The organism is Devosia sp. (assembly GCF_017307565.1).
GTDB lineage: Bacteria > Pseudomonadota > Alphaproteobacteria > Rhizobiales > Devosiaceae > Devosia.
This window is the reverse complement of the sequence record NZ_JAFKHD010000429.1, coordinates 1-12,383: the sequence shown is the minus strand read 5'-3', so window position 1 is coordinate 12,383 and position 12,383 is coordinate 1. Positions and strand designations below refer to the sequence as shown.

The following is a 12,383-nucleotide window of genomic DNA, read 5'->3' as shown; positions in this document are numbered from 1 at the left end:
ACCTCTGTCTGGTAGACGGGAACAAGATTTCGGAGCGAGCCATGAAGCGTGTTTTTGTCTTTCTGCTGATTGCCCTTTTCGCCACCGTCGAGGTGGCGCCGGCCTTCGCGCAGGCAGAAACCCGCATTGAGGTGGCCCAGCAGCAAAAGCGCCGCACTCTTTTCGACGTGCTTTTTGGCGACGAACCCAAGCAGGCCCCGCCTCCGGTGCAGCAGACCCAGCCGCGCCAGGCCGCCCCCGCTGCCCTGCCCCCGCCCAAGCCGCAGGTGGAAAAGGCCGAAAACGCCACCCGCCTCGCCGTCTTCGGCGATTCCATGGCGGTCGACCTCGCCAAGGCGCTTGAGCGCTTTTACGCCGAAGACCCAAATCTCCTGGTTATCAATCAGGGCGTCGGCTCATCGGGCTTCGTGCGCGACGATTATTTCGACTGGAACAAGACCATCCGCGAGCAGATCGCCGCCGACAGTTTTGACCTCGCCGTGGTTATCATCGGCGTCAACGATCGCCAGGAAATCAAGGTCAGTGGCTCGTCCTACAATTCGCTGACCCCGCAATGGACTGCGGCCTACCAGACCCGCCTCAATGACTTCCTCGGCCAATTGCGCACTGCGCGAAAACCGGTGATCTGGGTCGGCCTGCCGCCCATGTCGCGCACCGAATATTCAACCGCGATGAGCCAGATCAGCGCCCTCTACAAGATGGCGGCGTTTTCCGGCGGCGCCGAATATCTCGATATCTACGATCGCTTCCTCGGCGAAGACGGCAAATATTCATCCCAGGGCCCCGACGTGAACGGCCAGAATGCCCGCATGCGCAAGGATGATGGCATTCACTTCTCCACCGCCGGCGCCGACAAGCTGGCCTTCTATATCAGCCAGTCGATCCGCACCTTCTATCGCGGCGGCGGCATCACCGTTGCCGTGGCCGATCCACTCCTCGGCACTGACGCCGCAGCCATGCTCCGACCGCCCTATCAGGGGCAGGGCCAGACGCGCCTTCTTGAAGTTGCCGGTGCCGTCGTCCCGATCAGCCGCGCCCCGCAACGCGCCGTCGACCTGCTGGTTGCCACCCCGCAGTCCTCAGCCGATACCGGCTTCTCGCTGGAACAATTGATGGCCGCCCCCATCGGTCGCGCCGACGCTTTCGGCGTGGGCATTGACCCGAGCGCCGATCCGGCGAACGAAGGCGAGCAGTAAGCCCGTCTGCGGCCTCAGCGTCACTCCCGCCAAAGCGGGAATGACATCGCGGTAAACTGCCCGTTCGGTGCCTACATCACCGCCCCGACCTGCCAGGGAACGAACTCATTGTCGCCATAGCCGAGCTTTTCCGACTTCGTCTGTTCGCCCGAAGCCACGCGCAGCATGAGATCGAAAATCTCCTGTCCCTTGTCCTCGATGGAAACGCCCTCGACGATATCCCCGCAATTGACGTCCATGTCGTCGGTCATGCGGCCATAGAGCTCGGAATTGGTCGCAAGCTTGATCGACGGCACCGGCTTGCAGCCATAGGCCGAGCCGCGGCCCGTCGTGAATGCCAGAATATTGGCGCCACCAGCCACCTGCCCCGTCGCCGAAACCGGATCGAAGCCGGGTGTGTCCATGAACACAAAGCCCTTTTCGTTGACCGGCTCGGCATATTCATAAACCGCCGTCAGCGGCGAGGTGCCGCCCTTGGCCGCCGCACCCAACGACTTTTCAAGAATCGTGGTCAGCCCGCCCGCCTTGTTGCCCGGCGAGGGATTGTTGTTCATCTCGCCGCCATTGCGATGGGTATAATCCTCCCACCACTTGATGCGCTGAATGAGCTTTTCGCCGACCTCGCGATTGACCGCGCGGCGGGTGAGAAGGTGCTCGGCACCATAGATCTCCGGCGTTTCCGACAAGATAGCCGTGCCGCCATTGCGCACCAGAATATCGGCGGCAACGCCGAGCGCCGGATTGGCCGTGATCCCCGAATAACCATCGGACCCGCCGCATTGCAGCGCCAGCGTCAGCTCCGACGCCGGAATGGTCTCGCGCCGCGCCTTGGCGGCGATCGGCAGCATTTCCTTGATCTTCTCGACACCCCATTCGATCATCTTGGCGGTGCCGCCGATCTCCTGAATGGTCATGGTGCGGAACGTATCCGTCTCGGTCATGCCATAGGACTGCTTCATGCGTTCGATCTGGAACACTTCGCAGCCAAGGCCCACTAGCAGCGCCGCCCCGAGATTGGGATTGGCCGTATAGCCCCACTGCGTGCGCTTCAGGATCTGATAGCCCTCACCCTGATTGTCCATGGCGCAGCCCGTGCCGTGAACGAACGGAATGATGCCGTCGATCTCGGGATAATCGTCGAGCACGCCCGAATTATTGATTGCCTGCGCCATGAACTTGGCGACCGTCGCCGAGCAGTTCACCGACGTCAGAATACCGATATAGTTGCGCGTCCCGACCTTGCCGTTCGAGCGACGATAACCCTGGAACGTCGCCTGTTGTGCCCCGGTCAGAAATTCAACCGGCACCACACCCTGCGCAAAGGCATAATCATGCTCCAGCGTGCCATCCGGCCCGCCCATGCCGCAATTGTGCTCATGCACCCAATCGCCGGCCGGAATGCCTTCCTTGGCAAAGCCGATGATCTGCCCGAACTTCACGATCGCCTCGCCTGCGGAAATGGGGCGCGTCGAAAATTTGTGCCCGCGCGGCACGCGGCGAACGATGGAAACGCCCTGCGATGTTTCGGTGCCCACATCGAGATTGGCCAGCGCCACCGCGATATTGTCGGCGCTGTTCAGCGTCAGGGTCTTGCCTTGCGGGCGGGTCATGGTCTCGGACATCGGAGGGTTCCGCGGGGTATGAAGGTCTCAACTCGTGCTTTACGCCGTTCCGCATCGCGGTCAGATTGGGGCCATTGCGGGACAGCTGCACACTAACTAACATGTTAGCATGAACAACCATACAAGTTCCTACTCTTTTTTGACACGGCCCCCGACACTGGCGCGCGGTAATGTGACCGCCGAGGTGACCCAGGCCCTGCGTCAGGCGATTGTCACGCTGGCGCTGCCCCCAGGCGCGGTCCTCGACAAGTCAGCCATCTGCGCCCAGTTCGAAGTATCGCGCTTCCCGGTGAGCGAGGCCTTTGCCCGCCTTGCCGAAGAAGGCCTCGTCGACATCGCGCCACAGCGCGGCTCAACCGTCTCACTGGTAAAAATCGCCGATGTCCGCGAATACATGCTCATCCGCAAGGGTCTTGAAAGCGAGGCCCTGCGCGTTCTGATCGGCAAGCACGAAGCCGATGTCATCGAGGCGCTCCACGCCAATATGGCGGAACAGCGCGAGGCGGCGGCCCGCGACGATGCGGAAAACTTCCACCAGATCGACGTCGCCTTCCACGACATCATCTTCCGCTCCATGCGGATGACCAGGGTCAAGGCGATCATCGACAAGGCCCGCGCCAATCTCGACCGCGCCCGCCGCATGATCATCACCCCGCGGCGCCTTGCCCTCACCATCGCCGAACACCAAGCGATTCTCGACGGCATCGTCGCCGGCGATACGGCCCAGGCCATTTCGGCCATCCGCGCCCATATCGACGCCGTCATGGTCGAACTTTTTGCTTTCGCCCAGGAAAACCCCGGCATCTTTGCCGACGGCGCCGAAACCGTCCTCGACGCCGATTATTTCCCGTTCGGCTGACGCCACCACCCCGGAGACCAAAATGCTGAAAAACATCCCGCCGCTGCTCGGCCCGGAACTTCTCGCCACCCTGCGCGCCATGGGTCACGGCGACGAGATCGTCATTGCCGACGCCAATTTCCCTGCCGAATTCCTTGGCCCCCAGGTCCACCGCGCCGATGGCATTTCGGCCACTGACCTGCTCGAAGCGATCCTGACCGTCATGCCGCTCGACGACTTTGTCGATCAGGCCGCCATCGGCATGGCCGTGGTCGGCGATCCCCATGCCCGCCAGCCGATCTACGATGATTTCCAGGCGATCATCACACGCCACGAACCGGCAATGCACTTTTCGACCGTCGAACGCTTCGCCTTTTACGACCGCGCCAAAAAGGCCGCGGCGGTTGTTCAGTCAGGCGAAACCCGGCTCTATGGCAATATCGTGCTCAAAAAGGGCATCATCCGACCCAAATCGTGAGCAGCGAACGCCACAAGCGAAAGTCGCACTCGACATACTAAAATGTTAGCCTCTATCACCGGGACTGAAAGAAAGAGGAGCTTTGCCCCATGAAACTGCTTCGCGTTGGCCCCAAAGGGTCGGAAAAGCCTGCCATCATCGCCAAGGACGGTTCCATTCGCGACCTCAGCGGCGTTGTATCGGACATTGGCGGGGCAACCCTTCTCCCCGAAGGCCTCGCAAAGATTGCAGCGACGGACATCGATCTCCTGCCCAAGCTCGACGCCTCCGAGCGCATCGGTCCCTGCGTGGCGAACGTCGGCAAATTCATCTGCATCGGCCTCAACTATGCCGACCACGCCGCCGAAACCGGCGCGCCGATCCCGGCCGAGCCGATCATCTTCATGAAGGCCACCAGCGCCATCATCGGTCCCAATGACGACGTGATCATTCCCAAGAACGCCATCAAGCCGGATTGGGAAGTCGAACTCGCCATCGTCATCGGCAAGGAAGCCCGCTACGTCGAAGAGGCAGACGCCTTCGATCACGTCGCCGGCTATTGCGTCTGCAACGACGTCTCCGAGCGCCACTTCCAGACCGAACGCGGCGGCACCTGGGACAAGGGCAAGGGCGCCGACACCTTTGGCCCCATCGGCCCCTGGATGGTCACCAAAGACGAAGTCGCCGATCCGCAGGACCTTTCCATGTGGCTCGAAGTCGACGGCCACCGCTACCAAAACGGCTCCACCAAGACGATGATCTTTGGCGTCGCCAAGGTCGTCTCCTATGTGAGCCAGTTCATGAGCCTGCAGCCGGGCGACATCATCACCACCGGCACCCCGCCGGGCGTCGGCATGGGCATCAAGCCCGAACCCGTCTGGCTCAAGCCCGGCAATGTCATGCACCTGGGCATCGAAGGCCTCGGCGAGCAGAAGCAGAACGTCAAGGCTTACACCGCCTGATCACCCGCATCAGCGGCACGCTATAGGAAGCCCCGGCAATTTGCCGGGGCTTCCTATTTCGAGCAATCAATTGCACACAAACTGCGTAGTTGTACGGTGCGCGTTACTGCTTAAAGATGGGGTCACTGTGGGGAGTGTTCCTTGTCGAAACTTATCCTCTTCACCAGTCTTGATAGTCCCTTGCTCGACGGCGGCGCCGAGCTGTTCCCCTGTGGGGCGAGCGACGCCCTCGATTTGCAGGCGAGATTGGGCGAGCAGGTCATCGTCGCCGCCAGCAACAGTACCAATGCAGAGGGCTATGTTGCCCTCGGCGTTCTCAACGCCGTCGGCCGCGATGACACCGGAAGCACCCTCGCCAGGGTGGGCGACCTGCGCCTCTTCCCCGAACCCCTGATGTTCATCGAAGCGCCGCCCGGCGACGAAAGCATCGCCGATCTCAGCGAACAGCTCTTCGACCAGATCATCGCGCGCGCCCTCGGCCAAAGCGAGATCGACGACGCCCCGGCGGGCGACGATTTCGTCGTTGCGATCTATCAGTTCACCACTCAGCTGGCGCGCCAGCAGCACCGGCGCTGCAGCTTTTCCGATGTCACCACCAATAATGGCGTCGCCTGCGTCATCCGCCCACTCAAGCATGGCGGCAAGCTGCACATCAGCAATTTTCTCTATCTCGACCCCGAGCCCGGCGTCCTCTTCGAGCGCTTCGCCTGGACCGTCGGCCCACGCTTCGAGATCATCGTCGATACCTACGCCACGAGCCCCAATATCGCCGACACGGTTAACCACACGGGTCTGCTCGCTCTCCATAGAGCGGTGTCAGCCTGGCCCGACCGCGAAGCCCTCGCCTGGCACCGCGAGCAGTTCTTTGCCCGGCTCGGCGCCACCTAGTCCTCCTGGCCGGCCAGCAGCAGATAGCTCGCGATGGCCGTCCGATCCTCTTCCGTCCAGAACGAGGTCGAGTCCTTGATCACCTCGCCCATCGGCCCACCCAGCACGTCAAAGCCCGGGGTAAACCCGTCCTTGAGCGTCTGCGCCAGGCTCGTGATGTCATAGCCCTCGGCCACCAGCGCCTCGCGCGTCAGTGCCGGGGCGCGGCCGCCCGTGCCACCGGGCGAACCGGCAAAAGCCTGATCCCATTCGAGCGCCCCAAGGGCATTGCGCGGCGTGTGGCAGGCCACGCAATGCGCCGGGCCCATGGCGAGATACTTGCCGCGATTATAGACAGCGTCCTTGCCCGCCTCCGGCTCAAACCGCTGCGGGGTGAAGAACAGGTTCTTCCAGCCCGCCATCAGCAGCCGGACATTGAACGGGAAGGGGATATCGCTTTCGGCCGCCGGCGCCGCAATCGGCGGCGTCGCCATCAGCGCCGCGTAGAGGTCGACCACATCCTGGTCGCTCATCAGCGTGTAATTCTCATAGGGAAAGGCAGGGTAAAGGTGCCCCTGCGGCCCGACGCCATTGCTGATCGCATCGGAAAACTGCTGCACGGTCCAGGCCCCGATGCCGGCATTGCGATCCGAGGTGATATTGGGCGGGACGAAAGTGCCGAAGGCAGTTTCAAGCCCGACGCCGCCTGCAAGCTCGGCGCCGCCGGCCACCGCATTGGTGTGACAGGCAACGCAGCCGGCGAGCCGCATCACATAATCGCCCCGCGTCGCATCGCCGACCAGCGTCAGATCCCGCGCCGGCCCCTCAACAGGTTTGAGAAAATAGCCTGCAGCCCCGATAGCGGCCACCGCAACCACGCCCAAAACCAACCAGCGCTTCTTCATGACCATTCCCCGCTCAAAGCCGGGCGATCACACCAGAGTGAGTCAAAAACCGCAATGGTATCAGCGGTCAACTGCTTGCGAGGACGGCATCCACCTGTGCCCGGGTCGGCGGCTTGCAGCCCTTTTCCGCGCAGTTGAGGCCCGCGACCACGGCACCGAAGCGGAGCGTCGTTTCCAGCGCCACAGCGTCGAGCACACCCAGCTTGCCCAGCTTCAGCGCGCCGGTCTCGTTGAGCCAGGTGAGAATACCGGCCATCAGGCTGTCGCCCGCGCCCACCGTGTCGCCAAAGACCGGCGGCGCATAAATGCCCGCCTGGGCACTGGCGATATTGGAAAAAGCGCGCGAGCCATGCTCGCCGAGGGTGACAACCACGAGCTCGCAATTGGGCCGGTCGAGCAGCAATTTCGCATGCTCCTCGATGGTGACGCCCGGCTCCAGCCACTCGTGGTCTTCTTCGGAAAGCTTGATGATATGGGCAAGGTCGAGGAACGTCTCGAGCCGGCGGCGATACCCGTCCTCGTCGTCCACCTTGCGCACATTGATATCGAAGGAGATCGTGGCTCCGCGACCGATAGCGGCCTTGACCACCGGCAGCCACTTTTCCGCATCCTCTTCCAGCATCGGCACAAAGCCGCCGATCTGGTAGAGTTCGAGCGCATGCGGCAGCGCCGCCAACAGCCCGTCGCGGGTAAAGGCGCGGTCGGCGCCACGCTCGAAAACGTAGCTCGCCTGCATCTTGGCGTTGAAGGTGATGACGGCCTTGGTCGTCGGCTCCGGCACGCGATCCTTCAGCAGCACCGTGACGCCGGCCTCGGCCAGCGGCTGCAGCAGCAGGTCGCCATATTCGTCCTGGCTGATCGGGCACAGAAAGCCCGTATCATTACCGAGCTTGGCCAGCGCAATGGCGCAGTTGAAGGGCGAGCCGCCCGGCAAAGCCAGCCGTTCCGCTCCGGGCGCCGCCGAAACCGGCACCAGATCGACCAGGCTCTCTCCACCGACCACGAACATGCTCTTCTCCCTCAGTGTTCCGGCCTGCCTTTAGCATTTTCGGCGGCCTGCCCGCCAGCCCACGAGGCCGCGTTTCCTGACGGAAACGCACGCCCGCTCGCCGGTCTTTTCCTCAGGAATTGCTGCGTCGCGCCACGAGATCAATCTCGACCAGCGCCCCCACGGCCAGCCCCGTCACCCCGACCGTCGTCCGCGCCGGCAGTTTCCCCGGCTCGAAAAAGCTGGGCCAGAGCGCGTTGAGCGCCGCGTAGTCCCGCTCGAAATGGGTGAGATAGATGCGCGCCATCGTAACATCGCCAAGATCGAGCCCGACGCCTGCCAGCACCACTTTAAGGTTCTCGACCACACGCCGCGTCTGCGCCTCGACGCCTTCGGGCAAGGGCGCATCGGGCGCCGCCGGGTCGGTGGGCATCTGCCCGGTCACGAAGACGAAGCCACCGGCCTCCACCGCATGACTGAAGGGCGCCACCGGCCGCGGACCATCGGACACCATATGGTAGATGAGATCGTTCATCGCCTGCTTTCCCTCGGCCATCCATGCCTCCAGCATGGCGACACCCCGGGCGCTGTCAATTGCAAACACTTGCCGATGGGCGAAGGCGTAAGCGCCTCCGCCACCTGCGCTACCTCGTCCTAGTAACGGAAATAGTCCGAATCTTCGGAGATATAGGACTTGAGCTTTTCCCAGCTGATGCGCGCGGTCGGCGCGCCATAGGCATAGGCCGCCACTTCATAGGGCTGGAACTGCAGGATCAGTGAATAGGGGTCCGACAGGTCCCAGTGCTCCGGATCAATGATCGAATTGGCGATGTACTTGGTATCGCCGAGCATCAGCGCATCGCCGTGCTGGTCCTCGAGTGCCGCAAGGGTCAGGTCAAGCAGCGCGGCCTGCCAGCGCTTGCCGGTAAAGATATCCTTTGCCTCCAGCGCCCGCTTCTCGTTGAGCAGATAGTGCAGATAGGTCTTGGACCAATTGCCATGGGCCGCGCCGTGACCGTACCAATAGGTACCGACATTAAGGTCGATCTGCCCGATATTCGCCTCAGAGACGCTGATCGAATTGCTGGTATCGCTCGACCCATCCAGGTTGATCACGGTCCCCTTAGGTCCGAAGACACCGGACAGCTTCAGCGCCTCCGCTTCCACATAGGCGTTGAACGCCTTGGCATAGGATTCCGTCGAGTCGAGCTGCACATAGCTCACCTCGTGCTGCGCCACGGCCCAGTACGAATCGGCCTCGGCATCGGGATCAGGTGTCGCCGCGAACCGGGCCCGGGGATAAAAACGCATGCCGTTGATCATGCGGCTTGTTTCGAGCGCATTGCTGCGCGTCCGGAACGCGTTGGAGAGGCAGCGAACGCCTTCTTCGCCATAGTTGCCGCGTGTCATCGGCTTGGCGTCGGGCGAACAGGCCTTCTGCGCAAAATCGAGCCACGCGCGCTGATCGCCACGTACCTCTGCGAGCGCCGTGTCCGAAAGCCCGCCAATAGCCGTCGCAAAGGACTTTGCAAGACGCTCATCCGCCCGCGAAAGCTCAGGACTGTCACAGATGGCATGCTCAAAAGGCGTCGCAGCCTTGGCGCAATCAAAACTGGCCGCAGCAGCGGGCAGGCTCATAGAGGTCAGGCACGCCAGGACGGCGAGCAGGGCGAGGCGAAACATTTCTCATCTCTCCGGAAAATCAACGTAGCCCGATTGGTCCCAAGCAATGGGGCATCGTCAAGGCCTGCGGGTTATGCGGATCAGGCGACGTGCCGATGCGGATCGGGCCGCATGTCCTTTTCGAAGACCACAACTCGGCCGCGACCGGCCTGTTTGGCGGTATAAAGCGCCGCGTCTGCCATGTCCGTTGCCACTTCAAGCCGGTCGCCGCGTTCGGCCAGACACGCCCCGATGCTCAGCGACACCACGATCGAGCGCCCCGGCACCGTCTCGATCGGCGCTTCGATCGCTGCCCGCATGATGTCATGGGCCTTGGCGCGCAGCGCCTTGGGCCCGCAATCGGGTAACAACACGATAAATTCGTCGCCACCCCAGCGCGCGCAGGTGCCCTCGGCGCCCATCGTGTCCTGGATACGTCGCGCCACGCTCACGATCACCGCGTCCCCCGCGGCGTGACCATGCGTGTCGTTGATCTGTTTGAAATGGTCGACATCGACGAGCAGGATGCCATAGGGCGCGCCGCTCTGCGCTACATCGGCATGCGCCTCGGCAAAGCCCCGGCGATTGAGAATGCCCGATTGCCCATCGCGGAAGGCCAGGCTTTCGAGCTCCTGCGTGCGCTCGCGCACCTTGGTTTCAAGCAGCCGCGTATGATCATCGACCCGCGCCGCCATCTGCGTCAGCGCCGAAGAAAGGCGCCCGATCTCGTCCTGCCGCCCGGCCCCCATGGTCAGGGCCGGCCCATAATCGCCCACGCGCGCCCGGCGCACCACGGTTTCAAGCCGCGTCAGGCGGTCGAGCACCTGGTTCTTGAACATCAGCACCAGCACCACGGCGACGCCCAGCATCATGGCGCCAAGCAACAGCCCGATGGGCACGAAGAGCCGCCGGTCGATGATGGTGTCGATGTCCATGAAGGTGACATTGTACCAGCCGAGCTTGTCGAGATAACCGATCCCGACCAGCGTCTGCTTGCCATCGACGGTGACGAAAGCAGAGTCGGCGAGCATTTCCCCGCCGGTCACGTCTTCAAAAAGCCGCCGCAAGGTCGCCGCATCGCCTGTCCCCGAAACCAGCGAATAGACCGAACGCTTGCTGTTGAGCCCATCGGCGAGATTGGCCAGGTTCACCAGCGTCTCGTCGCGATGCGCCTGGATCATGCCCTGCCGGTCGACGAACATCGAGGTGACGCCGCGCTGCGGCACATTCACCACTTCCTGGATGAAGGAACTGAGGTCGATGCCCGTCCCGAGCATGCCCAGCACCTGCCGGCCCTCGCGGATGACGCAGTTCATCCAGACCTTGGTGACCCGGAGATTGGCGTCATTGTTGACGTTGAGGTGGCACCCTTCACCCAGCGCCAGCGTCGCATAATACCAGGCATCGTCCGGGCTGTTCTCGTCCAGCCGATAACGAAACTGGTTGCCCGCATAGGCATTGGCGCTGTCGTTGAAATAGTAGTTCCCCGAAGCCGCAACGACGAAGAAATAGGAGCCGTCGGCAAAGTAGCGCCGATAGTGCTCGAGTTCGGCAATGCCCCGCGCCCGGCGCTCGGGATTATCCTCGTTGAGCGCCCAGTCGCGAACCGCCTGGCTGCCAGCCAGCGCCTCTGCGAGCGAGACTTCGCGCACCAGTGTGCCGAGCCCGCGATGCCGGTCGTAAAGCACCTGCTTTTCGGCAAAGAGCGTGCCCAGTTGCACGACGGTCGAATTGACCACCCACTGGAAAGCGAAAAAGGCCGGCACGGAGACAATGGCAAAGCCCAGCAGCACCAGCAGCAGCACACGGGCGCGCAGACTGTCGGTGAAGAGACGAATAAGCGACATGTCTGGCGACTCGAGGCAAAAGAGGGGCGAGGCCCAGTGCTGCCAATATCGCGGCACGGGCCTCTAGGCTTCGTTAATACTAGGCGAAGCCGCCTCAGGAAATAAGTGCCTATCCCGCAAGGAAACTCTGGGCGGCGATCAATTCTTCACGGCGGATTTCGTGCCCGCCATTGTGCCAGACGACATCAGCCGTAGCGCCATTGGCCTTGAAATAGTCCGTCAGCGCCTGGCTGGAGCCCGCCGGCGCGATCGGGTCATACTGCCCCGCGGTGACGAGCACGCGCTTGCCGCTGAAATCGGCCTTGGGCGGCGTGAAGGGAATGAGCGGATGCATCAGCACCGTCGCATCGAAAAGCTCGGGCGCAGCAAACTGCACTGAAGCTAGGATATTGGCCCCGTTTGAGTAACCGAGCCCCAAAACCTTCGTTGGCTGACGCCGGTCAACTTCCTCGCGCACGAATGCCGCCATGGCCGCCGTGCGCTGGGCCAGGTCGTCCATGTCATAGACGCCTTCCCCGGTGCGACGGAAATAGCGCAGCGCGCCATGCTCGCTGACATCGCCGCGTGGCGCGATCCGGCCAGCGCCGGGCACCAGTTCGGCGGCAAGGTCAAAGAACTGGTTCTCGTCTCCGCCCGTCCCGTGAAACAGGAAGATCAGCGGAGCATTTTTGCTGCCGCCCTCGGCAGCGCGGAAATGATATGAGGCCATAATGTGCTCCTGCGCTTGATCCCAGCGATATCGGCACCCGCGGCCGAAAGGCAAACGTTCATCCCCGCCACGCTCTGTTGCCGGATCTGGAACAATGCTGCTTGAGCCCCTTTGACTGCCCGGCCACCCCGGCTATGATGGGTCATGTGCCTGTCCGTCTTCGACGTCTTCAAGATCGGTATCGGGCCATCGAGCTCCCACACCATGGGTCCGATGACTGCCGCCGGCCGCTTCCTCGATGAACTGCGCGACGATACCTGGCCCCGCGCGCGCCAGGCCGTGCCATCGGCGATCACTGCAAGCCTTCACGGCTCTCTCGCTTATACCGGC

At 62.7% G+C, this 12,383-nt stretch carries 13 protein-coding genes; 6 read left to right on the top strand and 7 right to left on the bottom strand.

The genetic code is table 11. From position 1 onward, the window contains the following. Positions 1-41 precede the first annotated feature (41 nt). Positions 42-1,196 (top strand): DUF459 domain-containing protein, encoded by a 1,155-nt coding sequence (locus tag J0I64_RS18390; RefSeq protein WP_291410913.1) that lies wholly within the window; start codon positions 42-44, stop codon positions 1,194-1,196. 71 nt (positions 1,197-1,267) lie between these two features. Here the strand turns inward: J0I64_RS18390 and J0I64_RS18385 are convergent, their stop codons facing one another. Further along, positions 1,268-2,806, bottom strand: a complete 1,539-nt coding sequence (locus tag J0I64_RS18385; RefSeq protein ID WP_291410917.1) for a UxaA family hydrolase — start codon at positions 2,804-2,806, stop codon at positions 1,268-1,270. A 184-nt stretch (positions 2,807-2,990) separates the two neighbouring features. Between J0I64_RS18385 and J0I64_RS18380 the strand changes: the two genes are divergently transcribed. The 4 genes from J0I64_RS18380 to J0I64_RS18365 all read left to right on the top strand — a co-directional run bounded on the left by J0I64_RS18380 (position 2,991) and on the right by J0I64_RS18365 (position 5,963). Next, the gene (locus J0I64_RS18380; RefSeq protein ID WP_291410910.1) at positions 2,991-3,677 is read left to right on the top strand and encodes a GntR family transcriptional regulator; all 687 of its coding nucleotides are present in this window, start codon (positions 2,991-2,993) and stop codon (positions 3,675-3,677) included. Between the two features lie 22 nt (positions 3,678-3,699). Continuing rightward, entirely contained in the window at positions 3,700-4,134 is a 435-nt protein-coding gene (locus J0I64_RS18375; protein ID WP_291410908.1) for an RbsD/FucU domain-containing protein, read from the top strand. A gap of 89 nt (positions 4,135-4,223) precedes the next feature. After that, on the top strand, positions 4,224-5,075 hold the full coding sequence (locus J0I64_RS18370; protein ID WP_291410906.1) for a fumarylacetoacetate hydrolase family protein: 852 nt from the start codon (positions 4,224-4,226) through the stop codon (positions 5,073-5,075). A 141-nt stretch (positions 5,076-5,216) separates the two neighbouring features. Then, complete coding sequence (locus J0I64_RS18365; RefSeq protein WP_291410904.1) at positions 5,217-5,963, top strand: hypothetical protein; 747 nt, start codon at positions 5,217-5,219, stop codon at positions 5,961-5,963. Here J0I64_RS18365 and J0I64_RS18360 read toward each other — a convergent pair. The 6 genes from J0I64_RS18360 to J0I64_RS18335 form a co-directional block, all read right to left on the bottom strand. Next, the gene (locus tag J0I64_RS18360; RefSeq protein WP_291410902.1) at positions 5,960-6,847 is read right to left on the bottom strand and encodes a cytochrome c; all 888 of its coding nucleotides are present in this window, start codon (positions 6,845-6,847) and stop codon (positions 5,960-5,962) included. The two genes, J0I64_RS18365 and J0I64_RS18360, sit on opposite strands and share 4 nt — an antisense overlap. Positions 6,848-6,914: 67 nt before the next feature. Then, on the bottom strand, positions 6,915-7,856 hold the full coding sequence (locus tag J0I64_RS18355; RefSeq protein ID WP_291410900.1) for a PfkB family carbohydrate kinase: 942 nt from the start codon (positions 7,854-7,856) through the stop codon (positions 6,915-6,917). Between the two features lie 112 nt (positions 7,857-7,968). After that, on the bottom strand, positions 7,969-8,349 hold the full coding sequence (locus tag J0I64_RS18350) for a RidA family protein (RefSeq protein ID WP_291410915.1): 381 nt from the start codon (positions 8,347-8,349) through the stop codon (positions 7,969-7,971). 140 nt (positions 8,350-8,489) lie between these two features. Then, positions 8,490-9,518 (bottom strand): DUF3298 domain-containing protein, encoded by a 1,029-nt coding sequence (locus tag J0I64_RS18345; RefSeq protein ID WP_291410898.1) that lies wholly within the window; start codon positions 9,516-9,518, stop codon positions 8,490-8,492. Between the two features lie 80 nt (positions 9,519-9,598). Further along, positions 9,599-11,344 carry a diguanylate cyclase gene (locus J0I64_RS18340; RefSeq protein ID WP_291410896.1) on the bottom strand — a complete coding sequence of 582 codons (1,746 nt, stop codon included), beginning with the start codon at positions 11,342-11,344 and terminating at the stop codon, positions 9,599-9,601. Positions 11,345-11,453: 109 nt separating this feature from the next. Next, complete coding sequence (locus tag J0I64_RS18335) at positions 11,454-12,053, bottom strand: alpha/beta hydrolase (protein ID WP_291410894.1); 600 nt, start codon at positions 12,051-12,053, stop codon at positions 11,454-11,456. Positions 12,054-12,197: 144 nt separating this feature from the next. On the opposite strand from J0I64_RS18335, the gene J0I64_RS18330 reads away from it, so the two are divergent. Then, positions 12,198-12,383, top strand: a 186-nt coding sequence (locus J0I64_RS18330) for a serine dehydratase beta chain (protein ID WP_291410892.1), incomplete at its 3' end; no start/stop codon positions are given.